General features: G+C 72.7%; 25 protein-coding genes. 14 read left to right on the top strand and 11 right to left on the bottom strand.

Annotated elements, in window-relative coordinates; translation table 11 throughout:
- Nucleotides 1–198 precede the first annotated feature (198 nt).
- A complete protein-coding gene (locus ACPCK6_RS23230) occupies nt 199–714 on the bottom strand; it encodes a MaoC family dehydratase (RefSeq protein ID WP_013283894.1) in 516 nt (171 codons plus the stop codon).
- A gap of 547 nt (nt 715–1,261) precedes the next feature.
- On the opposite strand from ACPCK6_RS23230, the gene trxA reads away from it, so the two are divergent.
- The 3 genes from trxA (at nt 1,262) to ACPCK6_RS23245 (ending at nt 4,226) form a co-directional block, all read left to right on the top strand.
- Complete coding sequence (trxA, locus tag ACPCK6_RS23235) at nt 1,262–1,624, top strand: thioredoxin (RefSeq protein ID WP_396879816.1); 363 nt, start codon at nt 1,262–1,264, stop codon at nt 1,622–1,624.
- A gap of 108 nt (nt 1,625–1,732) precedes the next feature.
- Nucleotides 1,733–3,778 (top strand): intein-containing Rv2578c family radical SAM protein, encoded by a 2,046-nt coding sequence (locus ACPCK6_RS23240; protein WP_423482215.1) that lies wholly within the window; start codon nt 1,733–1,735, stop codon nt 3,776–3,778.
- A 40-nt stretch (nt 3,779–3,818) separates the two neighbouring features.
- Nucleotides 3,819–4,226 (top strand): CoA-binding protein, encoded by a 408-nt coding sequence (locus ACPCK6_RS23245; RefSeq protein ID WP_194798719.1) that lies wholly within the window; start codon nt 3,819–3,821, stop codon nt 4,224–4,226.
- On the opposite strand, the gene ACPCK6_RS23250 is transcribed toward ACPCK6_RS23245, so the two are convergent.
- A complete protein-coding gene (locus ACPCK6_RS23250) occupies nt 4,183–4,839 on the bottom strand; it encodes a TetR/AcrR family transcriptional regulator (RefSeq protein ID WP_423482216.1) in 657 nt (218 codons plus the stop codon). The two genes, ACPCK6_RS23245 and ACPCK6_RS23250, sit on opposite strands and share 44 nt — an antisense overlap.
- An 88-nt stretch (nt 4,840–4,927) precedes the next feature.
- Here ACPCK6_RS23250 and ACPCK6_RS23255 point away from each other — a divergent pair, with 88 nt between their 5' ends.
- The gene (locus ACPCK6_RS23255; RefSeq protein WP_423482217.1) at nt 4,928–5,581 is read left to right on the top strand and encodes a hypothetical protein; all 654 of its coding nucleotides are present in this window, start codon (nt 4,928–4,930) and stop codon (nt 5,579–5,581) included.
- A gap of 9 nt (nt 5,582–5,590) precedes the next feature.
- Here ACPCK6_RS23255 and ACPCK6_RS23260 read toward each other — a convergent pair whose 3' ends face one another.
- Nucleotides 5,591–6,787, bottom strand: coding sequence for an acyl-CoA dehydrogenase family protein (locus ACPCK6_RS23260; RefSeq protein WP_423482218.1), 1,197 nt, complete (start codon nt 6,785–6,787; stop codon nt 5,591–5,593).
- 171 nt (nt 6,788–6,958) lie between these two features.
- Here ACPCK6_RS23260 and ACPCK6_RS23265 point away from each other — a divergent pair, with 171 nt between their 5' ends.
- Nucleotides 6,959–7,360: a DUF4190 domain-containing protein gene (locus ACPCK6_RS23265; protein WP_423482219.1), complete on the top strand. Its 402-nt coding sequence runs from the start codon at nt 6,959–6,961 to the stop codon at nt 7,358–7,360.
- A gap of 4 nt (nt 7,361–7,364) precedes the next feature.
- Here the strand turns inward: ACPCK6_RS23265 and ACPCK6_RS23270 are convergent, their stop codons facing one another.
- On the bottom strand, nt 7,365–8,255 hold the full coding sequence (locus ACPCK6_RS23270) for an SDR family NAD(P)-dependent oxidoreductase (RefSeq protein ID WP_036311415.1): 891 nt from the start codon (nt 8,253–8,255) through the stop codon (nt 7,365–7,367).
- A gap of 116 nt (nt 8,256–8,371) precedes the next feature.
- On the opposite strand from ACPCK6_RS23270, the gene ACPCK6_RS23275 reads away from it, so the two are divergent.
- Nucleotides 8,372–8,893 carry a DUF4190 domain-containing protein gene (locus ACPCK6_RS23275; RefSeq protein WP_396879811.1) on the top strand — a complete coding sequence of 174 codons (522 nt, stop codon included), beginning with the start codon at nt 8,372–8,374 and terminating at the stop codon, nt 8,891–8,893.
- A gap of 43 nt (nt 8,894–8,936) precedes the next feature.
- Here ACPCK6_RS23275 and ACPCK6_RS23280 read toward each other — a convergent pair whose 3' ends face one another.
- Nucleotides 8,937–9,893: an HpcH/HpaI aldolase/citrate lyase family protein gene (locus tag ACPCK6_RS23280; protein WP_396879810.1), complete on the bottom strand. Its 957-nt coding sequence runs from the start codon at nt 9,891–9,893 to the stop codon at nt 8,937–8,939.
- A gap of 124 nt (nt 9,894–10,017) precedes the next feature.
- Here ACPCK6_RS23280 and ACPCK6_RS23285 point away from each other — a divergent pair, with 124 nt between their 5' ends.
- The 3 genes from ACPCK6_RS23285 to ACPCK6_RS23295 all read left to right on the top strand — a co-directional run bounded on the left by ACPCK6_RS23285 (nt 10,018) and on the right by ACPCK6_RS23295 (nt 11,877).
- The gene (locus tag ACPCK6_RS23285) at nt 10,018–10,842 is read left to right on the top strand and encodes an SDR family NAD(P)-dependent oxidoreductase (protein ID WP_396879809.1); all 825 of its coding nucleotides are present in this window, start codon (nt 10,018–10,020) and stop codon (nt 10,840–10,842) included.
- Nucleotides 10,843–10,859: 17 nt separating this feature from the next.
- Complete coding sequence (locus ACPCK6_RS23290) at nt 10,860–11,147, top strand: hypothetical protein (protein WP_396879808.1); 288 nt, start codon at nt 10,860–10,862, stop codon at nt 11,145–11,147.
- An 85-nt stretch (nt 11,148–11,232) separates the two neighbouring features.
- A complete protein-coding gene (locus tag ACPCK6_RS23295; RefSeq protein WP_423482220.1) occupies nt 11,233–11,877 on the top strand; it encodes a hypothetical protein in 645 nt (214 codons plus the stop codon).
- Between the two features lie 3 nt (nt 11,878–11,880).
- Here the strand turns inward: ACPCK6_RS23295 and ACPCK6_RS23300 are convergent, their stop codons facing one another.
- Both ACPCK6_RS23300 and ACPCK6_RS23305 read right to left on the bottom strand, forming a co-directional pair.
- The gene (locus ACPCK6_RS23300; RefSeq protein WP_423482221.1) at nt 11,881–14,016 is read right to left on the bottom strand and encodes an APC family permease; all 2,136 of its coding nucleotides are present in this window, start codon (nt 14,014–14,016) and stop codon (nt 11,881–11,883) included.
- Nucleotides 14,017–14,130: 114 nt separating this feature from the next.
- Nucleotides 14,131–15,087, bottom strand: a complete 957-nt coding sequence (locus tag ACPCK6_RS23305; protein ID WP_396879806.1) for a DMT family transporter — start codon at nt 15,085–15,087, stop codon at nt 14,131–14,133.
- 109 nt (nt 15,088–15,196) lie between these two features.
- Between ACPCK6_RS23305 and ACPCK6_RS23310 the strand changes: the two genes are divergently transcribed.
- Entirely contained in the window at nt 15,197–15,892 is a 696-nt protein-coding gene (locus tag ACPCK6_RS23310; protein WP_423482222.1) for an HAD family hydrolase, read from the top strand.
- An 88-nt stretch (nt 15,893–15,980) separates the two neighbouring features.
- On the opposite strand, the gene ACPCK6_RS23315 is transcribed toward ACPCK6_RS23310, so the two are convergent.
- Both ACPCK6_RS23315 and ACPCK6_RS23320 read right to left on the bottom strand, forming a co-directional pair.
- Nucleotides 15,981–16,514: a hypothetical protein gene (locus tag ACPCK6_RS23315; RefSeq protein WP_396879804.1), complete on the bottom strand. Its 534-nt coding sequence runs from the start codon at nt 16,512–16,514 to the stop codon at nt 15,981–15,983.
- A 10-nt stretch (nt 16,515–16,524) separates the two neighbouring features.
- Nucleotides 16,525–17,394, bottom strand: coding sequence for a PhzF family protein (locus tag ACPCK6_RS23320; protein WP_423482223.1), 870 nt, complete (start codon nt 17,392–17,394; stop codon nt 16,525–16,527).
- Between the two features lie 33 nt (nt 17,395–17,427).
- Between ACPCK6_RS23320 and ACPCK6_RS23325 the strand changes: the two genes are divergently transcribed.
- The 3 genes from ACPCK6_RS23325 (at nt 17,428) to ACPCK6_RS23335 (ending at nt 20,537) form a co-directional block, all read left to right on the top strand.
- On the top strand, nt 17,428–18,714 hold the full coding sequence (locus ACPCK6_RS23325; RefSeq protein WP_318332249.1) for a magnesium transporter MgtE N-terminal domain-containing protein: 1,287 nt from the start codon (nt 17,428–17,430) through the stop codon (nt 18,712–18,714).
- The gene (locus ACPCK6_RS23330) at nt 18,707–19,315 is read left to right on the top strand and encodes a DUF1003 domain-containing protein (protein WP_396879803.1); all 609 of its coding nucleotides are present in this window, start codon (nt 18,707–18,709) and stop codon (nt 19,313–19,315) included. The genes ACPCK6_RS23325 and ACPCK6_RS23330 overlap by 8 nt, the downstream gene beginning before the upstream one ends.
- Before the next feature lie 73 nt (nt 19,316–19,388).
- A complete protein-coding gene (locus ACPCK6_RS23335) occupies nt 19,389–20,537 on the top strand; it encodes an Mrp/NBP35 family ATP-binding protein (RefSeq protein ID WP_396879802.1) in 1,149 nt (382 codons plus the stop codon).
- A 178-nt stretch (nt 20,538–20,715) separates the two neighbouring features.
- Here the strand turns inward: ACPCK6_RS23335 and ACPCK6_RS23340 are convergent, their stop codons facing one another.
- Both ACPCK6_RS23340 and ACPCK6_RS23345 read right to left on the bottom strand, forming a co-directional pair.
- Nucleotides 20,716–21,132 carry a twin-arginine translocase TatA/TatE family subunit gene (locus ACPCK6_RS23340; RefSeq protein ID WP_396879801.1) on the bottom strand — a complete coding sequence of 139 codons (417 nt, stop codon included), beginning with the start codon at nt 21,130–21,132 and terminating at the stop codon, nt 20,716–20,718.
- Nucleotides 21,133–21,204: 72 nt separating this feature from the next.
- The gene (locus tag ACPCK6_RS23345; protein ID WP_423482224.1) at nt 21,205–22,509 is read right to left on the bottom strand and encodes a S1C family serine protease; all 1,305 of its coding nucleotides are present in this window, start codon (nt 22,507–22,509) and stop codon (nt 21,205–21,207) included.
- A 212-nt stretch (nt 22,510–22,721) separates the two neighbouring features.
- Here ACPCK6_RS23345 and ACPCK6_RS23350 point away from each other — a divergent pair, with 212 nt between their 5' ends.
- The gene (locus ACPCK6_RS23350; protein ID WP_082171245.1) at nt 22,722–23,372 is read left to right on the top strand and encodes an O-methyltransferase; all 651 of its coding nucleotides are present in this window, start codon (nt 22,722–22,724) and stop codon (nt 23,370–23,372) included.

Here is a 23,372-nt window from a genome sequence, read left to right on the forward strand (position 1 = left end):
GTCGGTCAGCAGGTCCCACTCCGCCGCGGAGTAGGCGGCGGTGGTGAGCGGTGCGGCGCGGCGACCGGCGGAAGGCGGCTCTCCGGCTACGGAGTGGCTCATGGGCACCTCCAGCCCGAGCATAAGCCCCCGGACGAGGTCCGGGCCCCGTCCCCGCCGAACGGGGAACGAGGCCCGGTGGCCGGACGGAAGTCGAGGTCAGCGCGGCTCGGGGAAGCTGGGACGCTCCGGGTCGACGCCGTCCGGGACGGCGGCGGCCGCGTACTCCTTCTTGGGGACCATGACCTTGCGGCGGAACACGCAGACGAGCGTGCCGTCCTGGTTGTAGCCGCGGGTCTCGACCGCGACCACGCCGCGGTCGGGCTTCGAGGCCGACTCCCGCTTGTCCAGCACCGTCGTCTCGCCGTAGATGGTGTCGCCGTGGAACGTCGGCGCGACGTGCCGCAGCGACTCGATCTCCAGGTTGGCGATCGCCTTGCCGCTGACGTCCGGCACGGACATGCCCAGCAGCAGCGAGTAGATGTAGTTGCCGACCACCACGTTGCGCTTGAACTGCGAGGCGGACTCGGCGTAGTGCGCGTCCATGTGCAGCGGGTGGTGGTTCATGGTGAGCAGGCAGAAGAGGTGGTCGTCGTACTCGGTGACCGTCTTGCCCGGCCAGTGCCGGTAGACCGCGCCGACCTCGAACTCCTCGTAGTAGCGGCCGAACTGCATCCTTGTCCCCTTCACGGGCGGCGATGGAGTTCGGCACAGCATGCCTTATCGCTTGTTAAGGCGAGGGGCGGGGCGCTCGCCCGGCGGAAATGTCACACCGGGGGTCACCGAGGTCCGGACGCAATGAGCGGCGGGGCCCTCCCCGGCACCCGCCGCCCACGCTCTGATGCGAAGAATTCTGCCGTACGACCACCCGTCGCCGACAGAGACGGAGGTCACATTTATCTTTTCGTAACACTACTCAAAGTAACCGACGCGGGGTCGGTAAGCGATCTCCGCAGGCCGGATAGATGCTCGTCAAGCCCAAAGTTACCGATACGTAGCCGCAACTGAGCGTGATCTCCTTGGAAACGCTCCCATCACGTCCCGTCACGCAAGTGCGGCGTGCATTTGCGTTCCGCACGAACGGAGTGAACAGATGGTGTTCGATGTGCCCAGGGTCACCGTCCGGGCGCTCAGCGTTTCGTCACCCGCGCGACGGGAATTCGGACGGACCGACCCTGGTTCCACCGGACGTACGACAATCCGCGGTGATCGGAGAGAGCAAATGGCAACGGTTGAGCTGACCACGGCCAACTTTGACGAGGTGACCGGGCGCGACGGGATCGTCCTGCTCGACTTCTGGGCGGACTGGTGCGGCCCGTGCAAGCGCTTCGCCCCGGTCTACGAGCGCTCCTCGGAGAAGCACCCGGAGATCGCCTTCGGCAAGGTCGACACCGAGGCGCAGCAGGAGCTGGCGGTGAAGTTCAACATCAGCTCCATCCCGACGATCATGGCGATCCGTGACGGCGTGATCGTCTTCGCCCAGCCGGGCGCGCTGCCGGAGTCGGCGCTGGAGAACCTCATCGAGCAGGTCCAGGCGCTGGACATGGACGACGTCCGCAAGAAGCTGGCCGAGCACAACCACTGACGTTCCGCACGCCGCCGGCCGGCGCCCCCCGGGGTGCCGGCCGGCGGCGTGTCCCGTCCCGGCGCGGCTCGCTTGCGCTTTGTTCGAACACGTGTTCGAATGAACTCCATGCGCTGGGACAACCTCTCCGCTCCCCCGGACGAGGGGACTCCCGATCGGGCGGCGCCGGCGGCTCCACCCCTGCCGCTGGCGCTGCCCGGCGCCGTCACCCGCACGTTCGACACCCCCGACTTCGCCGGCATGACCTTCTACGAGGTCCACGCCAAGTCGATCATCAACCGGGTGCCCGGCCAGTCACGCGTGCCGTTCGAGTGGACCATCAACCCCTACCGGGGCTGCTCGCACGCCTGCGTCTACTGCCTGGGCGGCGACACTCCGATCCTGATGGCCGACGGCCGCACCAGGGCGATCAGCGAGCTGGAGCCCGGCGACCGGATCTACGGCACCCGGCGCAGCGGCGCCTACCGCCACTACGTCGTCACCACGGTGCTCGACAAGTGGTCAACGGTGAAGCGGGCCTACCGGATCACCCTGGCCGACGGCACCACGCTCGTCGCCAGCGGCGACCACCGGTTCCTCACCGAACGCGGCTGGAAGCACGTCACCGGGACCATGCGCGGCGGCGGACGCCGTCCGCACCTGACCACCCGTAACCGCCTGCTCGGCACCGGCGGGTTCGTGGTGGCGCCGAAGCGCTCGGCCGACTACCGCCGGGGCTACCTGCACGCCCTGGTCCGCGACGATCACCCCGCCGGCCGCCGGCGCGACACCCGGTTCCGGCTGGCCACCGCCGAGGCGGAGGCGCTCGACCGGGCCGAGCGCTACCTGACCGACGCGGGCGTCACCGTCGAGCGGGCCACGATCGCCCGGGTGGGCCGCCGGGCGACGACCACAGTGGTACGCACAGCCGGCCCGGCCGACGTCGTCACCGCGCTGTTCACGCCACCCGACGAGGCGACTGACGACTGGGCGCTGGGCTACCTGGCCGGCATGTTCGACGCCGTCGGCACCTGCCACCGGGGCGTGTTCCGGATCAGCGTCGCCGACGACGAGAGCCGGGCCCGCGCAGCCGGCGCGCTGGACCGGTTCGGCTTCCGGTGGGCGCTCGACGTGCCCGGCGCACCGGGAGCGGCGCGTCAGCTCCGGCTGACCGGCGGGCTACCGGAGCGGCTGCGCTTCTTCCACCTCACCGACCCGGCCGTCACGGCCCGGCGCTCGATCGAGGGCATGGCGCTCAAGTGCGCGGCGCGACTCCAGGTGACAGCCGTCGAAGACCTCGGCCTGGAGCTTCCGCTGTGGGACATCACCACCGGCACCGGCGACTTCATCGCCAACGGCGTGGTCAGCCACAACTGCTTCGCCCGCAACACCCATACCTACCTCGACCTGGACCCGGGCTCCGACTTCGACCGCAAGGTGATCGTCAAGGTCAACGCGGGCGAGCTGGTACGCCGCGAGCTGGCCGCCCCACGCTGGCGCGGCGCGCACGTCGCCATGGGCACCAACGTGGACTGTTACCAGCGGGCCGAGGGCCGCTATCGCCTGATGCCGCCGATCATCGAGGCGCTGCGGGACTTCGCGAACCCGTTCTCCATCCTGACCAAGGGCACGCTGCTGCTGCGCGACCTGCCGCTGCTGCGCCAGGCCGCCGAGGTGACACGGGTCGGTGTGTCGTACTCGGTGGGGTTCGTCGACGAGGCGCTCTGGCGGGCGGCCGAGCCTGGTACGCCGAGCCCGCGCCGCCGCCTCGACGCGGTCCGCACCCTCACCGACGCCGGCTTCTCCGTCGGCGTGCTGATGGCGCCGATCCTGCCCGGCCTCAGCGACGACGAGGAGTCCATCGACGCCACGGTCGCGGCGATCGCCGCCTCCGGGGCGGCGAGCGTGACGCCGCTGCCGCTGCATCTTCGGCCCGGCGCCCGGGAGTGGTACGCCCGCTGGCTGGCCCGGGAGTTCCCCCACCTGGTGCCCCGTTATCGGCAGCTCTACCAGGCCGGCTCGTACGCGCCGCAGGCGTACCAGCGGGAGGTGACAGCGCGGGTGCGGATGGCGGCACGCCGGCACGGGCTGCACCGCGGCGAGACCGGCGACAATCGCCGGCTGCCCGAGACCCCGCCGCCCGCCCCGGCCGCCGAACAGCTCTCCCTGCTCTAGCGACCGGGAGAACCCGCACCGGCGGGGCTAGTCTCGGGGGATGCGTTCCGCTCAGCAGATCCTCGCCGACTCCGCCGTGATCGCCGTCGTGGGCGCCTCCCGTGACCCGGGCAAGGCCGCGCACCGCGTACCGCTGGAGATGCAGCGGCACGGCTGGCGGATCATCCCGGTCAACCCGACTGTGGACGAGTTGTTCGGCGAGAAGGCGTACCCGACGCTCGCCGACATCCCGCACCCGGTCGACCTGGTCGACGTGTTCCGCCCGGCCCGGGACGCGGTCGACGTGGTCCGGCAGGCGGTGGCGATCGGCGCCCCGGCGGTGTGGTTGCAGCTCGGGATCTTCTCGGACGAGGCGCGCCGGATCGCCGAGGAGGCCGGCCTCGACTACGTCGAGGACAGGTGCCTCATCGTCGAGCGGGCCGCCGCCGGCCTGACTCGTCGCGGCTGACGGCACCGGGCGCCGGTTCGGGCCCGAAGATCAGGTCGAGCTGGGCGTCGAGCGCCGCCAGCGCGGTCTCCGGGGGATAGTGGCCGCCGAGCACGTAGATGCCGAGACCCTCCATCACGGCGAGCAGTCCGACCGCGGCCCGTTCCGGGTCCACCCGGCCGTCCGCGACGAGCGGTGAGCCGGCGGCGATCTGCCCGGCCACGAACGCCAGCAGCGCGGCCGTCTCGTCGTGCAGCGCGGCGGCCACGGCCGGCCGGACGGCGGTGTACGCGAGGAAGGCCAGGGCCACCCGCCCGTCCGCCCGCCGGTCCTCGTCCAGCGGCAGCAGCTCGGCCAGCATGGCGCGCAGCAGCGCCCGGGGCGCCGGCGTCGCGCCGAGCGGCTCGACCGCCCTCCGGACCCGGGCCTCGTTGCGGTCGCGCACCACGGCGAGCGCGAAGACCATCATCTCGTCCCTGGTGCGGAAGTAGTGCTGCACCATCCCGGGGCTGACCTCGGCCGCCGCGGCCACGTGACGCAGGCTGACCGCCTCCAGCCCCTGCTCGGCCGCGACCCGCATCAGCGCGTCGGCGATCAGCGCGCGACGCTCCCGGTGGTCGACCCGCTTCGGCATGTCCCCATGGTTTCACAATACGACTGCATTGACACCCCGCCGACGCGCGTTTACATTGCAGTCGTATTGAAAAACAGGGGGTGCGGTGATGGGACGGGCGATCCGGCTGGCACGGCGTGCGGTGGCGTACGAGTGGGGAATGTGGCGCAGCCTCACCCGGTGGATCCTGCGCCGCCCGTATCCGGTCGCCCCGGGCGCGCAGACGTACGCCTACGTCGGCGGCGTGCAGCCGATCCTGCTGGCCTTCATCGCCCTGTCCACGATCGAGATCCCGATCCTCGACGTGATCCTGCGGCACACGGTCGACCAGCCGACAGTGCGGCACGCGGCCATCGCACTCGGCGTCTGGGGTGTGCTGTGGATGATCGGCCTGCTGGCCGCCCTCCGGATCCATCCGCACGTCCTCGACGACACCGGCCTGCGGGTACGCAACGGCGTCTCGGTCGACGTGACGATCCCGTGGGACGCGGTCGCCCGGGTGGCGCTCCGCCGCCGGTCGCTGCCGTCCAGCCGGGCCGTCCAGTACGACGTGGACGACCCGGCGGTGCTCAACCTCGGCATCGGCAGCCAGACGGCGGTCGACGTGGTGTTGCGCGAGCCGCTGTCGGTGCGGCTGCCGAAGGGGCCGAGCGAGCCGGTACGGGAGATCCGGCTCTACGCCGACGACCCGACGGCGCTGGTCGAGCACGCGCGGCGGCACCTGCCCGCCGCCGAGCAGGCCGCGCGCCGGCCCGAGCGGTGAGCCGGGCCCCTACTGCTTGTACTGCTTGAGCAGGCCGCGCGAGATGATCGTCTTCTGGATCTCCGAGGTGCCCTCGCCGATCAGCAGGAACGGCGCCTCGCGCATCAGGCGCTCGATCTCGTACTCCTTGGAGTAGCCGTAGCCGCCGTGGATCCGGAACGCCTCCTGGACCACCTCGGCGCAGTACTCGGAGGCGAGCAGCTTCGCCATGCCCGCCTCGACGTCGTTGCGCTGGCCGGCGTCCTTGAGCCGGGCCGCGTTGACCATGAGCGCGTGCGCGGCCTCGATCTTCGTACCCATCTCGGCGAGCTTGAACGCGACGGCCTGGTGCTTGGCGAGCGGCTGGCCGAAGGTGTGGCGCTGCTGGGCGTACGCGACGGCGAGTTCGAACGCCCGGATCGAGATGCCGCAGGCGCGGGCAGCGACGTTGACCCGGCCGACCTCGATGCCGTCCATCATCTGGTAGAAGCCGCGGCCGACCTTGTCCTCGCCGCCGAGCACGGCGGAGGCGGGCACCGTGACGCCGTCGAGCACCATCTCGGTGGTCTCGACGCCCTTGTAGCCCATCTTGTCGATCTTGCCGGGGATGGTGAGGCCGGGCGCGGTCTCGCCGAAGCCGGGCTCCTTCTCCAGCAGGAAGGTGCTCATGTTGCCGTAGACCGAGTCGGCTCCGGTGTCGGTCTTGACCAGGGTGGCGACCACCGAGGAGTACGCCCCGTTGGTGAGCCACATCTTCTGGCCGTTGAGGACGTAGTCGTCGCCGTCGCGGACGGCTTTCGACTTGATCGCCGAGACGTCCGAGCCGCACTCGGGCTCCGACATCGAGAACGCGCCGCGCACCTCGCCGGTGGCCATCCGGGGCAGCAGCCGGGTCTTCTGGTCCGCCGAGCCGTGCTGGGAGATCAGGTACGCCACGATGAAGTGGGTGTTGACGATGCCGGAGATCGACATCCAGCCCCGGGACAGTTCCTCGACGACCAGGGCGTAGGTCAGCAGGGACTCGCCCAGGCCGCCGTACTCCTCGTCGATGGTGAGGCCGAACAGCCCCATCTCGCGCATGCCGTCGAGGATGTCGCTCGGGTACTCGTCGGCGTGCTCCAGCCGCTGCGCGTGCGGGATGATCTCCTTGTCGGCGAACTCCCGGACGGTTTCCAGGATCGACCGCTGCACGTCGGTCAGTCCGGGTGTCTGGGCGAGTCGGGCCATCTCAGCCTCCGGGGTCGGCGCCTTACTCATGGGTAACTGAACGCTCGGTCAGTATCGGCCCCGGGACCGGCCGCGCCAAGGTGACCAGTCCACACAACCGCTGTGAAAAGGTTCACCGCTGCGGGTAGCGTCCGCAAGTAAGAGGGCCGTTGACCTGGGGAAGGGGCGCTTGTGACAGACGAGCAGCCACCGTCGCCGTACGAGCCGCCGTCGCACGGCCAGCCGTACGGGCAGCCGCAGTACGGCCAGCAGCACCCGCAGTACGGCCACCAGCCCCCGTACGCCCCGCAGCCGCCCTACGGCCAGTACGGGCCGCCCGGCCAGGGGCCAGGCCCCCGTGGCACGAACGTGCTCGCCATCCTGTCGCTCGTCTTCGCGTTCGTCTTCGCGCCCGCCGGCATCGTCTGCGGCCACCTGGCCAAGCGGCAGATCCGGCAGACCGGCGAGGACGGCGACCAGCTCGCCACCTGGGGCCTGGTCCTCAGCTACATCTTCACCGCGATCGGCATCCTGGTCTGCTGCGGCTGGATCGGGCTGGCGATCTGGGCCAACTCCGACAACAGCACCTACTGACGCCTCAGCGGAACTGCGCCTCCCGGACGCTGTTCCCGCCGTCGACCACAAGCATCTGCCCGGTGATGTACGACGCGGCCGGCGAGCAGAGGAACGCGATCGCCGCGGCCACCTCGTCCGGTGTGCCGGGACGACCGACCGGCGTACCGAGGCCCTGCTTGATCTCGGCCATGGTGGACGCCGCGGTGTGGATGATGCCGGGAGCGACCGCGTTCACCGTCACCCCGTCGGCGATCATCTCCATCGCCAGCGCCCGGGTCAGCCCGACCACACCGGCCTTGGCCGCCGCGTAGGCCGCCTCGGTGGGCAGCGCGTTCACCGGCCCGGCGGTGGCGGCCAGGTTGACGATCCGGCCCCAGCCCCGCTCGGCCATGCCGCCGATGAACGCGCGGCTGCACAGGAACGCGGTGGTCAGGTTGCGGTCGATCTCGCCGCGCCACTCGTCGTACGTCAGCTGCGCCACCGGCCGCAGCACCTCCGGGCTGGCCCGGCTCGCCAGGCCCGCGTTGTTCACCAGCACCTCGACGTCGCCGAGCTGCTCGGCCACCGCGTCGGCGAGCGCGCCCACCTCCGACTCGTCGGTGAGGTCGGCGACGAAACCGGTGACGCCCAGCTCGCCCGCGCGTTCGTGGATGCGCCTCGTGGTGGACACGATCGCCACCCGGGCGCCCAGGTCGGACAGCCGACGCGCGGTCGCGTACCCGATGCCGTCCGGGCTGCCCGCGCCGGTGACCAGCGCGACCCGGCCGTCCAGGCGCATGGTGGCCGGTTCCGGCAGCGGCGCCGGCCGTTCGGAGTCGGCGGCGCCGACCGGCTCGCCGCCGCGCGGGCGCCGCACCGACCCCGGCCGGCTCATGTCCCGTCGCGACCGACCCCCACGCGCGTCAAGTGCCATGCCGAGGATCCTGCCCGGTGCCGACCCCACGGGCAACGCGGTGGCCGGAAAGGGGACGTCCGTGTCGCGCACGAGGTGGCTACCCTGAGCGCGACCACGTACCTGGAGATGATCAGATGACCTATCCCCCACCGCCCGGTGGCTGGCAGGATCCCTTGGCGGCCGGGCAGCAGTCGAGCCCGCCGGGCGTGCCGAGTCAGCCGGGCCCGGCCGACCCGTACGCGCAGGCCGACCCGTACGCGCCGGTTGCGGACCCGTACGCGGGCGCGAAGTCGCCCTACGCCCCGCCCGGGGGCGAGCAGTACGCGGCGCCGATGCCCGGCTATCCGGGTGCCTATCCCCCGCCCGGCGCCTATCCCGGCTACGCGATGCCGGCGTCGCGCACGAACACGCTCGCCATCGTGGCGCTGGTGCTGTCGCTCGTCGGCTTCACCTCGTGCATCACCGCGCCGATCGGCGCGATCATGGGCCACGTCGCCCGCAAGCAGATCCGGGAGACCGGTGAGCAGGGCGAGGGCATGGCGAAGGCCGCCATCATCGTCGGCTGGATCCTGACCGCCCTGCTGATCGCCTTCATCATCTTCTACATCGTGATGATCGTGATCGCGGTCGGCGCCAGCAGCACCAGCAGCTACTGACGCGATCGGGCCGCCCCCGGCAGGGAGGCGGCCCGGCGCGCGGTCAGGACGCGGGCGGCGTGAACGTGGACGTGCGGGACATGCCGGCGGCGCGGCCCTTGGCGGCGATGACGAGGGCCATCTTGCGGGACGCCTCGTCGATCATCTCGTCGCCGAGCATCACCGCGCCGAGCTTCCCGCCCGCCTCCGAGGTGTAGTAGTCGTACGCGTCGAGGATCAGCTCGGCGTGGTCGTAGTCGGCCTGCGCCGGGGAGTAGACCTCGTTCGCGGCGTCGATCTGGCCGGGGTGCAGCACCCACTTGCCGTCGAAGCCCAGCGCCGCCGACCGCTTCGCCACCTCGCGGAACGCGTCCACGTCCCGGATCTGCAGGAACGGACCGTCGATGGCCTGCTTGTCGTGCATCCGCGCGGCCATCAGGATGCGCATCAGGATGTAGTGGTACGGGTCGCCCGGGTAGTCCGGGATCAGCGCGCCGACCACGAGCGACTTCATGTTGATCGAGGCCATGAAGTCGGCCGGGCCGAAGATGATCGTCTCGACCCGGGGCGAGGCGCCGGCGATGGCGTCCACGTTCACCAGCCCGGCCGCGTTCTCGATCTGCGCCTCGATGCCGATCCGGCCCGCCTCCAGGCCGAGCGTCTTCTCGATCTGGGTGAGCAGCAGGTCCAGCCAGTGCACCTGCTCGGCGTTCTGCACCTTCGGCAGCATGATGCAGTCCAGGTTCGCCCCGGCGCCCTCGACCACCTCGATGACGTCCCGATAGGTCCACGGCGTGGTCAGGTCGTTCACCCGGACCACGCGGGTCTTGCCCGTCCAGTCGCCCTCGTTCAGCGCGGCCACGATGTTCTTGCGCGCGTCCGGCTTGGCCAGCGGGGCGACCGCGTCCTCCAGGTCCAGGAAGACCTGGTCGGCGGGAAGGCCCTGGGCCTTGCCGAGCATTTTGACGCTGGAGCCGGGCACCGCCAGGCAGGATCGGCGGGGACGACCGACAGCGGTCATGGATGCGCTCCTTCCAGCGTCCGGCGCGGGTGCCGGCGCAGCGGTGGATTTCGAGAACTTAACGATCCCAAAGGGCGTGGTGACGCCACGGTAACCTCGTGCCGTGACCGGGGTGAATGGACCTGTGGAAGATCTCACTGAGCGTCGGATCGTGGTGCTGACCGGCGCCAGCTCCGGCATCGGGCTGGCTGCCGCCGAGGAGCTGGCGCGCCGCGGCGACCAGGTCGTGCTGGTCGGCCGCGACCCGGCCCGGCTGCGCGCCGCGGGCGAGCGGGTCCGCGAGTGCTGCGGCGAGCAGCCGGAGCTGTTCCGCGCCGACTTCGCGGTGCTCGACGACGTACGCGGGCTCGCCGAGCGGCTGCGCGAGCGGTACGACCGGATCGACGTGCTCGCCAACAACGCCGGCGCGATCGTGCTGGAGCCGATCACCACGGTCGACGGTTTCGAGCTGAGCATGCAGGCCAACCACCTCGCCCCGTTCCTGCTCAGCAACCTGCTGCGGGACCGGATCGGGCGGATGGTGGTCACCGCCTCGGACGCCCACCGCAGCGGCGTGCTGGACCCGGACGACCTCAATTCCGCGCTGCGCTCGTACCGGCCGTTCCGCGCGTACGGCACCAGCAAGCAGGCGAACATCCTGTTCACCGCCGAGGTCGCGCGGCGCTGGCCGGAGGTGCCGGCGCACGCGTTCCACCCCGGCGTGGTGCGCACCCGCTTCGGCAACGAGAGCCGGATCGTGGCGCTCGGCATGCGGCTGCTGCCGTTCCGCAGCCCGGAGAAGGGCGCGGAGACGCTGGTGTGGCTGGCCTGCCAGGATCCGTCCCGGCTGATCGACGGCGGCTACTACGCCGATCGCAAGCCGCACCGGCCCCGGCCCAAGGCGGCCGATCCGGCGCTGGCCGCCCGGCTCTGGACGGCCAGCGCGAAGGCCGTCGGGCTCGACGCCTGACGACACCGAGGGGACACATGACCACGGAGCAAGAGGTCCTGCTGGTCGCGCTCGTCGACCTGAGCGCCGACGTGGACGCCGGGCGGCGCTACGAGGACGCGGTGCTGGCGCTGCTCGGCCGGCACGGCGGCGAGTTGGAGCGGCGGCTGCGCACCGGCGACGGGGAGACCGAGGTGCACGTCATCCGGTTCGCCGCCCGCGCCGGGCTGGACGCGTTCCTCGTCGACCCGGAACGCGTCGCGTTGCGTGCCGAGCTGGGCGACGCCGCGCCCGCCACCCGGGTGCTGGAGGTACGCGACGTCTGAGCTGCCCCGTCTCCCTCACTTCATCACGCGGGGGACGCCGAGAACAAGACTTGATCTTGGGCCTGGCGAGGCGCAGTGTCGGGGCATGGACTTCGATCCCCTGGCCACTGCCCGCCGGGCGCTCTGGATCGGCGGCGCGCAGTGGGCCGGCAAGACGACACTCGCGGTCACGTTGGCACTGCGGTACGGGCTGACCGCGTACCTCTACGACCGCCACGACGCGCGAGGGCACGACGACCGGCGGATCGCCGACCGGATCCGACGGGGTGAGCCGCCGGACGGCCCGGACGCGGAGGCCACCTGGGTGACGACCGACCCCGAGCGGATGGCGGCCGAGACCCTCGCCGGGTTTCCGCGCCGCTTCGAGTGGGTGCTGGACGACCTGAGCGCGCTGGTGAGCGGCCGCCGGGTGGTGGCCGAAGGCTGGGGGCTGCGGCCCGAACTGGTCGCCCCGGTCGTCGAGTCGACAGGGCAGATGGTGGTGCTGGTGCCGACGCCGGAGTTCCGGGCGTACCAGGTGGAACGGCTGCCGCGGGCGACGGCCCGGCATCCCGGTGTGAGCGACCCGGAGCGGGCGTGGCGTCATCGGATCGCGCGCGACGAGCTGGTCGCCGCCGACGCGGTCGCCGCTGCCCGGGCGCTCGGGGTACGCGTGATCGAGGTGGACCTCGGCCGGGACGCCGAGGCGGTCGCCGCGCTGGTCGCCGACCACTTCGCCGGATACCTCTGAGCGTCACCGCGACACGTGCACCGGGACGCTCGTGACCACCACGCCGGGCAGCGCGCGCAACGCCGCCCGCAGCCGCTGCTCGGCGCGGCTGTGCAGCAGCCGGTACCGCCGCCGGCGCAGCACCACCTCCGGCACGATCACGGTGAGCGTCAGGTCCGGGTTCGCGGCGTGCAGCGCCTCCAGGTAGTGCGCGAGCGGCCCGATCACCGACCGGTACGGCGACACGATCGTCTCCAGCCGCAGGTGGTCTCCCCAGGCCCGCCACTGTTCCCGGAACCGGTCCGCCTCGGCCTCCTCGGGCGCGAGGTGCACGGCGAGCGTCGGCCGTCCGAGTGAGGTCGCGTACGCCAGCGCGCGCAGCGACGCCCGGTTCAGCCGGGCCACCGGCACGATCACCAGGTGACGTACCTGCTGGGGCAGTTCGTCGCACTCGGCGGGCGGCGCGGACGGCGGCGGGTGCAGCGCCAGCGCGCGGTGCAGCCGGTCGTAGTGCCTGTGGATCCGGCGGAACAGCAGCACCAGCAGCGGTACGGCGAGCACCACCACCCAGGCGCCCTCGGCGAACTTGGCGACCGCCGCGGTCAGTAACACCAGCCCGGACAGCGCCGCGCCGACCGCGTTGACGGCGAGCCGGCGACGCCACCCCGCCCCTCGCCGTCGCCGCCAGTGCACCACCATCCCGGTCTGGGACAGCGTGAAGGCGAGGAACACACCGACCGCGTAGAGCGGGATCAGCCGCTCGGTGTGCCCGCCGAACGCGACGAACACGACCGCTGCGGTCAGCGCCAGCGCCACCAGCCCGTTGCTGAACGCCAGCCGGTCGCCCATGTGCAGGAACCGGCGTGGCGCGTGCCCGTCCCGGGCCATGAAGAACAGCAGCCGGGGGAAGTCGTTGAACGCCGTGTTCGCGGCGAGCAGCAGGATCAGCGCCGTGGTGGCCTGGAGGATCGCGTACCAGGGTCCGCTCGGGAACGTGACCCGGCCGAGCTGGGACAGCAGCGTCTCGTCCGCCCGGGGCACCAGTCCGTCGAGGTGGATCAGCCCGATCAGGCCGGCGAACAGCGTCACCAGCATGGCGACCATCCAGCCGAGCGTGGTGCGGGCGTTGCGCCACTCGGTCGGGCGGAACGCGGGCACCGCGTTGGAGACCGCCTCGATGCCGGTCATCGACACCGCGCCGGAGGAGAACGCCCGCAGCACCAGCAGCAGGCCCAGGCCCTCGGCGGCGGGCACCGACGGCGGTGGCACCGGTGCGAAACCCCGCGACGCGGCCTTCGCGTAACCGATCGCCAGCACCGCGACAAGCACCACCACGAACGCGTACGTGGGCAGCACGAAGATGTTCCCCGCGGTGCGTACGCCACGCAGGTTCCCGGCGAGCAGCACGACGATCACCAGCACCCCGAGCGGCACCGCCCACGGATCGAGCCCGGGTAGTGCCGAGGTGACCGCGTGCACGCCGGCCGCCACCGACACGGACACGGTCAGCACGTAGTCGAGCATCAGCCCGGCCGCGGCGGCGAGTCCCGGCGTACGCCCGAGGTTGTCCCCCGCGACGATGTACGAGCCGGCACCGTGCGGGTAGGCCGGGATGGTCTGCCGGTAGGAGAGGCCGACAGCGACCATCAGCAGCACGAGTACGGCGGCGAGCGGCAGGGCCAGTCCGAGCGCGGCGCTCCCGGCCAGCACCAGCACCGCGAGCATCGCCTCCGGCCCGTACGCCACGGAACTGAGCAGGTCCGAGGAGAGCACCGGCAGCGCTACCAGTTTGCGCATCCGCTCGTACAGCACCGACGCGCTGGACAGCGGTGGCCCGAGCAGCGCCCGGCGGGTCCGGGCGGCGGCGCGGCCGGTCCGGTCGCCGGGCAGGTCGGCCGCACCGGTGGCGACCAGCTCGTCCGGCTGCGCCACGGTGAACATGTCGATCGGCGTCAGCCGCCCGAACCGGGTCGGCACCGGATGGTGGTCGTGCCGCCCGAGCGTCGGGTCGACCGGCAGGTCGTCGGCGCGGCGCGGGCCGCGCCAGCGCTCGCCGATCCGGCCGAGCGCCGCGCGTTCCTCGTCGCCGAGCGGCGGGAACTCGGCCGAGGGCGTGACGACGGTGCCCGTCTCCGCCGCGTCGTCCCGGTCCGCCCCCACTCTGAGCACTTTCGTGCAAACCGGACGGCCCGGTGGCCGGAACGGCGCGACTTCGCCCCGACCGGCGCGGCGGCAGCGCTCGGAGCCGCGACGGCCGCGGTCGAGGCGCGTCACTCAGTCGCCGAGCGGCGTGGGGTCGGCGGGGGCCGCGACCGGCGCGGCACGGCGACCGGCCCGCGCCCCGCCGAGCACCACCACCGCCACGCCGGCCAGCAGCAGCGCCAGGCCCGGCAGCGCCAGCGGCCGGGGCAACTGCCCCAGCCACACCCAGCCGATCAGCGCCGCGCCGGGCGCCTCCAGCAGGATCAGCACGCTGACAGTGGTCGCCGACACCCGGTGCAGGGCGTAGTTGAACATCGAGTGGCCGAGCAGTTGGGCGCCCGCCACCAGGCCGAGGATCGCCAGCCAGGTCGGACCGTCGAAGCCGTGCAGGCGTACGCCGCCGACCAGGCACACCACGAGCAGGATCGCCGCGCAGACGCCGTAGCAGACGGTGGTGTAGGTGGTGGTGCTGATGCTGGCCCGGGCCCGCTCGCCGAACGCGGTGTAGACGGCCGCGAACAGGCCGCCGACCACGGCGAGCAGGTCACCGGCGAACGCCCGGCCGGAGGCGCCGAAGTCGGCGCCGGTGGCGAGCACCGCGCCGAGCACCGCCACCCCGATGCCGGCCCAGACCGCCCTCGGCAGCCGCCGTCCCTGTCCGCGGGCGATCAGGCCCTGCCACACCGGCTGCGTGGCGCCGAGCGCGGTCGCGGCCGCCACCGAGGTGAGCTGCGCGCTCGGCATCCAGGTGGCGAAGTGGGCGGCCAGGGCGACCCCGGAGAGTACGCAGTAGAGCCCCTCACGCCGGCCCGGGCCGACTGTCAGCGCGCGGAGTTCGGCGCGCCGCCGGATCAACGCGACCGGGCCGAGGGCCGCCGCCGACAACGCGGTACGCCAGAACGCCACCGCCAGCGCCGACGCGGCGGCGAACGCCACGAGCGGCGCCGAGGACGAGACCGAGGCGACGGCCAGGGCGAGTGCGCCGGCCGTCAGCGCGTCGAGCGGCGGGCGATGCGGAACGGTGGGCACGAACGGTAATCCTCACACGGGCACCCGACCGACACGGAAAGTCAGCACTCCGTTACGATCATGCGCGTCCCGGCGATCCTCCCCCCTCGACGTCCGGAGGCGTTCCCTCATGCTCCGATTCCAGGCGGTGCTGTTCGACTTCTTCGGCACCCTGACCCACGGCGTACGGCGCGGAGCCGCCCACCGCGCCACCGCCGACATGCTCGGCTGCTCCACCGAGGCCCTGGTGGAGGTGCTGGACAGCAGCTTCTACGAACGGGCCAGCGGCTCCTTCGGCGACGCCGAGTCGACGATGCGCTGGGTGTGCGCCCGGCTCGGCGTCCACCCGTCCGACGCAACAGTGCGCGCCGCCGTCGCCACCCGGCACCGGGCCGTTCGCGCCGACACCCGGCTGCGCGCGGAGGCGGTACCGGTGCTGGCCGCGTTGCGCCACCGGGGCGTCCGTACCGGGCTGGTCAGCGACTGCACGCACGAACTGCCGGCGTTCCTGCCGCAGCTCGCCGTCGCGCCGCTGCTCGACGCGCAGGTCTTCTCGGTACGCCTCGGACGCTGCAAACCGGACCCGGCGCTCTACCTGGCCGCGTGTTACCGGCTCGGCCAGTCCCCGGCCGACTGCCTGTACGTCGGGGACGGCGACAGCCAGGAACTGACCGGTGCGGAGCGGGCGGGGCTGAGCGCGGTCCGGCTGGCCGCTCCGGATCTCGCCGGCCACGTGGTCCTCAACGCCGACCACGGCTTCGACGGGCCGTCGCTGACCTCACTGACGGACGTGCTCGACCTGCTCGACCCGGTCCCCGTCGCCTGATCCGGCCCGTCTCGGCGCGGCCCGGTGGCGGCCGAGTCGTGTCGGCGGCGTCGGCCGTCCGGCGCCCCGGCGTCGCCGCTTCGCGCGGTCAGCGGCGGCGGACGCGGTGCAGGCGGAACGGCTTGCGGACGGCCCGCACCACAGGGGCCGGTCGGGGCTGCTCACTCAGCGAGCCGTCCGGCAGCTCGGCGCCGGTCACCGCGGTGCCGGCGGGCGCGAGCCGGTTGAGCGCGCACCCCTGCGCCGCCCACCGCTCCACCAGCTCGGTGGCGGAGCCGGAGGCGTTGAGCCGCTTCGCCGCGACCAGCGGCGCGACGGTGTCCCACTCCTCGGTGCCGGGTCGCAGCCGGGTCACCCGCGCCGGCCAGGTGACGATCCGCCCGCCGTGGTCGCCGCGCAGCGTCACGTCGGCCGTGTCGCTGTCGGCCAGCCCGGGCGCGGTCTGCTCGCCGGGGCCGGTGACCACGAGCAGGGTGCCCTCCACCGGCAGGCACCACAGCGCGTAGGCCGGACCGCCGGCGGTGCTCACCCAGCAGACCGCGGCCTTCTTCACCGCCTCGTCCACGAGCGGCGGCGTCACCCGCTCGTCCACCTCGTCACTCACCCCGCCATCCTGCCCCATCCCCCGCGGGTCAGCCGATGAACGGAGGGACGGTGATCTCGCCTCGGGCCACCGGCATGACCTGGCCGGAGACGGTCGCGCCCACCGCCAGCCCGCCGGACGCGGTCACCGTGCAGGCGAGCGTCGACGGGCGGTTGATCTCGATGCCCTGCCGGACGGTGTACTCCGCGCGGCCCTCGCCGGGCAGCAGGCCGCTGGCGACCAGCCACACGCCCAGTCCCAGGGCGGCCGAACCGGTCGCCGGATCCTCCGGTACGCCGAGCCCCGGCACGAAGACCCGGGCGTGCGCGGTTTGCGAATCGGGCTTCCAGGAGAAGAGGCTGACGTGCTCCACTCCGTACCGCTGCGCCGCCGTCGTGTTCAACCGTGCCCGGGCCACCGCGTCCGGGCGTACCGGAAGGTAGGGGAATTCGAGGCCGCACCCGGCGACCCGCGGTGGCGGGCCGACGTGGTCGGGGCCGGTCAGGCCGACCATCTCCAGCAGCGGCTCCGGGTCGAGTTCCGGGCCGAGCGTGGGCGTGCCGCCGGTGAGCGTCGCGCCGGTGGCTGTCACCTCGATCGGCAGGACGCCGGCGCCGCACTCCTGGGTGATCCGGCCCGCGCCGAAGACGCCGCGCCGGCTCGCGGTCACCGCCGCGCCGACGCTCGGGTGCCCGGCGAAGGGCAGCTCGTCGGCCGGGGTGAAGATCCGGGCCCGGTAGGTGGCGCCCACCTGCGTCGGCGGCAGCACGAAGACCGTCTCGGACAGGTTGAACTCCAGCGCGAGCGCCTGCATCTGCTCGGTGGCCAGCCCTTCCGCGCCGAACACCACGGCCAGCGGGTTGCCGGCGAACGGGCGGTCGGTGAAGACGTCCACGATCTCGTAGCCCAAGGTCGACATGTTGTTAGAGACTAGGCCCTTAGGCTGGTGGCCGTGAGCACGCCGAACCGGGTCTACCTCGCTCGACTCGCCGGAGTCGCCGTTTTCGACCCGAACGGCGACCAGGTCGGCCGCGTCCGCGACGCGGTGGCCCGGATGCGGGCGACCCAGCGACCGCCGGAGGTGGTCGGTCTGGTCGCCGAGATGCCGATGCGGCGGCGCATCTTCCTGTCCATCAACCGGATCACCTCCATCGACACGGACGCGGTGGTGCTCGGCAGCGGCACGCTCAACCTGCGCCGGTTCGAGAAGCGCCCGAACGAGCTGCTGGTGCTCCAGGAGCTGCTGGACCGCCGGGTCCAGCTCGACAGCGGGCAGGCCGGCTCGGTGGTGGACGTGGCGATGGAGTCCAGCCGCGGCGGCGAGTGGGCGCTGAGCCGCGTCGCCGTGCGCGAGCACACCGGCCGGCTCACCCGCCGCGGCCACCTCCACCAGGTCGACTGGGACCGGGTCCGCGGGCTGGGCGCGGTCGGCGACAACCGGGGTACGGCGAACCTGCTCGCCGTCCTGGAGGACATGCGCCCGGCCGACCTGGCGAACGCCCTCCAGGATCTGCCCGACGCCCGGCGCAACGAGGTGGCCGCCGCGCTCGACGACGAACGCCTCGCCGACGTGCTGAGCGAGCTGCCCGAGCGCGACCAGGTGGAGATCCTGGCCGCGCTGGACCGTCAGCGCGCCGCCGACGTGCTGGAGGAGATGGAGCCGGACGACGCGGCCGACCTGCTCAACGAGCTGCCCCCGCCGGAGCAGGACGTGCTGCTGGACCTGATGGAGCCGGACGAGGCCGACCCGGTACGCCAGTTGCTGCGCTACGCCTCCGGCACCGCGGGCAGCGTGATGACCTCGGAGCCGGTGATCCTCCCGCCGGACGCCACGGTGGCCGAGGCGCTGGCCCGGATCCGGGAGGCGCAGCTTTCCCCCGCGGTGGCGGCCCAGGTCTTCGTGGCCCGTGCCCCGCTGACCACGCCGACCGGCCGCTACCTGGGTATGGTGCACTTCCAGCGGTTGCTCCGCGAACCGCCGGCCGACCTGCTCGGCGGCATCGTGGTGAACGACATCGACCCGCTGCGCACGTCGACGCCGCTACCCGAGATCACCCGCCGGATGGCCACGTACGACATGGTCGGGATGCCGGTGGTGGACCGGAACAACCGGCTGGTCGGCGCGGTGACGGTGGACGACGTGCTGGACCACTCCCTGCCGCGCGACTGGCGGGACCGGGACGCGGCCTCCACCTCGTCCGCCACCGACGACGGCACCCTGGACGGCGACGATGAGTGACCAGCGACGCGGCGACCGGCTCGACCAGCCGCGTGCCCCGCGGAGCCTGCACCTGCCGCGGATCGACGCGGAGACGTTCGGCCGCTGGGCCGAGGGCATCGCCCGGGGCATGGGTACGGCGAACTTCCTCGTCTACATGACGCTCATCCTGGTGGCCTGGTTCCTGTGGAACACGCTGGCGCCGGCGGGTCTGCGCTTCGACCCGTACACCTTCACGTTCCTGACCTTGATCCTGTCGTTGCAGGCGTCGTACGCGGCGCCGCTGATCCTGCTCGCGCAGAACCGGCAGGCGGACCGGGACCGGATCGCGCTGGACGAGGACCGGCGGCGGGCCACGCTGCAGAAGGCCGACACGGAGTACCTGGCCCGGGAGATAGCCGCGCTGCGGATCGCGATGGGTGACGTGGCGACCCGGGACTTCCTGCGCTCGGAGCTGACCCGGCTGGGTGAGGAGCTGGACGAGGCGGCCGAGCGGCGGCGCAAGCTGGAGCGGCGGCAGCAGGAGCGGGAGGGCCGCCGGACGGGCGGCGGCGAGCCGCTGGACGAGCCCCGGGACGAGCTGGACGGCGACTACGCGCGGGACGGCCGCTACGAGGGCTGACCCGGCCATCGAATCGCTCACACCGCCCCCGCCAGCGGCGGTGGCCGATGACCCGCGACGTAGCATTGCGGGCATGTCAGCACCCGTCAGCACCGTCTCCGACGCGATCCAGGCCGCCCTGGCCACCGTCAACGACCCGGAGATCCGCCGGCCGATCACCGAACTCGGCATGGTCCAGTCCGCCGAGCGTGGCGAGGACGGCGTGGTCCGGGTGGAGCTGCTGCTCACCGTGGCCGGCTGCCCGCTGAAGGACAAGCTGCGCAGTGACATCACCGCCGCCGTGGCCGCCGTGCCCGGCGTGAGCGGTGTCGAGATCATCTTCGGTGTGATGAGCCCGGAGCAGCGCCAGGAGCTCCAGTCGAAGCTGCGCGGTGGCGGCGCCACCGCCGAGCCGGTGATCCCGTTCGCCCAGCCGGGCTCGCGGACCCGGGTCTACGCGGTCGCCAGCGGCAAGGGCGGTGTCGGCAAGTCCAGCGTCACCGTCAACCTGGCCGCCGCGCTGGCCTCGCGGGGCCTGTCGGTGGGCGTGGTGGACGCGGACATCTACGGCCACTCGGTGCCCCGGATGCTCGGCGCCGACGGTGCGCCGACCCGCGTCGAGGACATGATCATGCCGCCGCAGTCGCACGGCGTGAAGGTCATCTCGATCGGCATGTTCACCCCCGGCAACGCCGCAGTGGTCTGGCGCGGGCCGATGCTGCACCGGGCCCTTCAGCAGTTCCTCGCCGACGTCTACTGGGGTGACCTGGACGTCCTCCTGCTCGACCTGCCGCCGGGCACCGGCGACATCGCGATCTCGGTGGCCCAGTTGCTGCCGAACGCGGAGATCCTCGTCGTCACCACGCCGCAGGCAGCCGCCGCCGAGGTGGCCGAGCGGGCCGGCGCGATCTCGCTGCAGACCCACCAGCGGGTGGTCGGCGTGATCGAGAACATGTCCTGGCTGGAGATGCCGGACGGTTCCCGGATGGAGGTCTTCGGGGCCGGTGGCGGCGCGGCGGTGGCCGAGTCGCTGACCCGCACGATCGGCGCGCAGGTGCCGGTGCTGGGGCAGATCCCGCTGGACACCCGGGTCCGCGAGGGCGGCGACGCCGGTCAGCCGATCGTGCTGGCGCAGCCGGACGCCCCTGCCGCGAAGGCCCTGTTCGAGGTCGCCGACCGCCTGGCCGTACGCCGCGAGTCGCTGCTCGGCAAGCCCCTGGGCCTCAAGCCCGCAGGCCGCTAGACCCCACCTCCGCTCCCACCGCTCCCCACCGCCCCTTCCCGCCGACGCGGGAGGGGGCGGTCCCGTCCCCGACCCCGGGGTCGATCATGAGGTTGGCGGTCGCCGGGGCGGCGTGTCGCGCCGTCAACCTCATGATCGACGGCGCGATCGGGGGACGATCGACGGGAGGGTTGGGCGGTCAGGTGGCGTCGTCGTAGGACGGGCGGGGGGCCGGCGGCGCGGGCGCGGGGGTGCTGGTCGCCACCCTCGGGGTACGCAGGTCGGCGGCCTTGGCGACGTCCTTCAGCTCGTCGTGCACACCTGTGACGTCCGAGCGCAGGTTGTCGTACATGCCCTGGAGTGGCTTGCGGATCGCCTGCTCGTCTTCCTCGCTGAGCAGGTGCTTGCGGATGAACGCCTTGGGGTGCAGATCCTCCAGCTGGATGTCCGTACCCAGCTCGCGGCTCAGGTCACCGGTCGCGTTGCGCGCCATGTTGCGCAGGTTGCGGACCATGCGGAGGCCGTCGCTGATCACGTTGGGCAGCCGATCGCCGAAGATCAACAGCGCCAGGAGCAGCAGGACGCCGATCTCCCACCAGTTCAGGTTCTCGAACACCGCGGCCTCCTCGTCCGTGTCAGGGCCAGACTACGCACGTCAGGTGACCATCGGGGAGGGGGTGACGGGTCCTCACTTCGCATCCGCGGCGAGCGTCACCGACGCGTTCTGCCGCGCCGACCCGCGCCGGTACTCGACTGTCACCACGGAACCGGGCGCGTACTTGCGCACCAGGGCCACCAGGTCGGTCGGATCGGTCATCGGATGGCCGTCCAGCCGGAGCACCACGTCCCCGGTACGCAGTCCGGCCGCCGCCGCCGGGCCGGCCGGCTCGACCGCGTTGAGGCGTACCCCGCCGCCGGTGGCGCCGGTGCCGCCCACCTGGGCGCCGATCACCGTACGCCGGGCCTTGCCGGTGCCGATGATGTCCTCGGTGATCCGCTTCGCCTGGTTGATCGGGATGGCGAAGGCGAGGCCGATGTTGCCCGCCTCCTGCCCGTCGGCCACCAGCGACTTGATCGTCGAGTTCACGCCGACCACCCGCCCGGCGCCGTCCACCAGCGGGCCGCCGGAGTTGCCGTGGTTGACCGCGGCGTCGGTCTGGATCGCCGCGTAGTAGCGGGTCGGCCCGCCCGGCTCGCCGGCCTGCATGGTCCGGTCCAGCGCGCTCACGATGCCGGCGGTGACGGTGTTGGCGAGCGACAACGGCGACCCGATGGCGAGCACCGGGTCACCGACGGCGAGCGCGTCGGAGTCGCCGAACTGCACCGGGGTCAGCCCGCTGCGCGAGACCTTGATCACGGCGAGGTCCGACTCCGGATCCTGCCCGACCAAGGTGCCGGCGGCGGTGCTGCCGTCGTTGAACACGACGGTGGCCTTGCCGGACCCGTCGGCGACCACGTGGTCGTTGGTGACGATGTGGCCCTCGCTGGTCACCACGAAGCCGGAGCCCTCGCTGGTGCCGCCGAGGCTGACCACCCGGATGGTGACCACGCTGGGCAGGACCCGCTCGGCCACCCCGGCCAGCGACTCGGGCTTGCGCTGGGCCAGCGCCGGGGCCTGCCCGGACTGCGCGCCGATCGTCGGCACGTCACCGCCGCGCAGGAAGGCGTACGTCAGGGCGCTGCCCAGCGAACCGGCCAGCAGGGCCGTGATCAGGGAGATCAGCACCACCTGGCGCATCCCCGGCCGGGCCGGCAGGTCCGGGTCGGTGACCGGTTCCGGCTCCCCCGCACCCGGTGCCGGAACCGCCGGGACCACCACGGCGGCGGGCGCGTACGGGTCTCGCCACGGGTCGGCCAGCGCGTCGGACCACCACGGCGACGCCGTCTGACCCGACGCGTCCTGCGGCGGTCGTCCGGACGCCGGCCCACCCGGCACCGGCGATCCGCCGGGCCGCCGCCAGTCCCAGCCGTCGGTCACGTCGGTGCCTCCCACTCCGTCCCGCTGGCCCCGCGCCGGCGGCCGGCGGAGCCGGACGACAGTGACGCGCGGGACCCATCCAGGATTACACGGATGACGCGAACGGGGTCAGGGGTTGCCCTCCGTGAGCACTCCACCGCGGACTCGCGGCTGCGCCGCTACCGGCCCGCCTCTACGCTCACAGTGCATACCGCCCCTCGCACCAGTCCGCCCCTCGGAGGTGTCCCATCGCCACGGTCGCCGGTCACGGCAGTTCGACGGCCCAGGCGCTCCACTTCGCCGAGTCTTTCGTCACCGAGGATCTCGTGCTGCGCACGGCCCGCGCCCTCGCCCACGAGGTGGGGGTGGAGGCGGTCACGCCCGGGTCGGGTGCCGCGCTGCGGCTGCTCGCCGCCGCCGGCAACGCCCGGGCGGTGGTGGAGATCGGCACCGGCACCGGGGTGAGCGGCGTGTGGCTGCTGCGCGGCATGCGCCCCGACGGTGTGCTCACCACGATCGACGTCGAGGTCGAATACCAGCGCATCGCCCGGCGGCTGTTCCAGGAGGCGGGTTTTCCGTCGGGGCGTACCCGGATCATCACCGGGCGGGCCCTCGACGTGCTGCCGCGGCTCGCGGACGGCGCCTACGACCTGGTCTTCGTGGACGCGGTGGCGACCGGCTTCGCCGCATACGTGGACGCGGCGCTGCGGCTGCTGCGCCCCGGCGGGGTGCTGGCGCTCAACGGCGCGCTGGCGGCCGGTCGGATCGGCGACCCGGCCGCACGGGACGCCGAGACGGTCACCGTGCGGGAGACCATCAAGGCGATCCGCGAGTCGGAGCACTGGGTGCCCGCGCTGCTGCCGGTCGGCCACGGCCTGCTCGCCGCCGTGAAGGCCTGA

Source organism: Micromonospora sp. AB353 (assembly GCF_049538395.1).
Lineage (GTDB): Bacteria > Actinomycetota > Actinomycetes > Mycobacteriales > Micromonosporaceae > Micromonospora > Micromonospora aurantiaca.

Bases quoted from the DNA above. Each gene is read 5' to 3' on its own strand.
- ACPCK6_RS23230 (WP_013283894.1), bottom strand. From the start codon at position 714: ATGCAGTTCGGCCGCTACTACGAGGAGTTCGAGGTCGGCGCGGTCTAC.
- trxA (WP_396879816.1), top strand. From the start codon at position 1,262: ATGGCAACGGTTGAGCTGACCACGGCCAACTTTGACGAGGTGACCGGG.
- ACPCK6_RS23240 (WP_423482215.1), top strand. From the start codon at position 1,733: ATGCGCTGGGACAACCTCTCCGCTCCCCCGGACGAGGGGACTCCCGAT.
- ACPCK6_RS23245 (WP_194798719.1), top strand. From the start codon at position 3,819: ATGCGTTCCGCTCAGCAGATCCTCGCCGACTCCGCCGTGATCGCCGTC.
- ACPCK6_RS23250 (WP_423482216.1), bottom strand. From the start codon at position 4,839: ATGCCGAAGCGGGTCGACCACCGGGAGCGTCGCGCGCTGATCGCCGAC.
- ACPCK6_RS23255 (WP_423482217.1), top strand. From the start codon at position 4,928: ATGGGACGGGCGATCCGGCTGGCACGGCGTGCGGTGGCGTACGAGTGG.
- ACPCK6_RS23260 (WP_423482218.1), bottom strand. From the start codon at position 6,787: ATGGCCCGACTCGCCCAGACACCCGGACTGACCGACGTGCAGCGGTCG.
- ACPCK6_RS23270 (WP_036311415.1), bottom strand. From the start codon at position 8,255: ATGGCACTTGACGCGCGTGGGGGTCGGTCGCGACGGGACATGAGCCGG.
- ACPCK6_RS23275 (WP_396879811.1), top strand. From the start codon at position 8,372: ATGACCTATCCCCCACCGCCCGGTGGCTGGCAGGATCCCTTGGCGGCC.
- ACPCK6_RS23280 (WP_396879810.1), bottom strand. From the start codon at position 9,893: ATGACCGCTGTCGGTCGTCCCCGCCGATCCTGCCTGGCGGTGCCCGGC.
- ACPCK6_RS23290 (WP_396879808.1), top strand. From the start codon at position 10,860: ATGACCACGGAGCAAGAGGTCCTGCTGGTCGCGCTCGTCGACCTGAGC.
- ACPCK6_RS23295 (WP_423482220.1), top strand. From the start codon at position 11,233: ATGGACTTCGATCCCCTGGCCACTGCCCGCCGGGCGCTCTGGATCGGC.
- ACPCK6_RS23310 (WP_423482222.1), top strand. From the start codon at position 15,197: ATGCTCCGATTCCAGGCGGTGCTGTTCGACTTCTTCGGCACCCTGACC.
- ACPCK6_RS23315 (WP_396879804.1), bottom strand. From the start codon at position 16,514: ATGGGGCAGGATGGCGGGGTGAGTGACGAGGTGGACGAGCGGGTGACG.
- ACPCK6_RS23320 (WP_423482223.1), bottom strand. From the start codon at position 17,394: ATGTCGACCTTGGGCTACGAGATCGTGGACGTCTTCACCGACCGCCCG.
- ACPCK6_RS23330 (WP_396879803.1), top strand. From the start codon at position 18,707: ATGAGTGACCAGCGACGCGGCGACCGGCTCGACCAGCCGCGTGCCCCG.
- ACPCK6_RS23335 (WP_396879802.1), top strand. From the start codon at position 19,389: ATGTCAGCACCCGTCAGCACCGTCTCCGACGCGATCCAGGCCGCCCTG.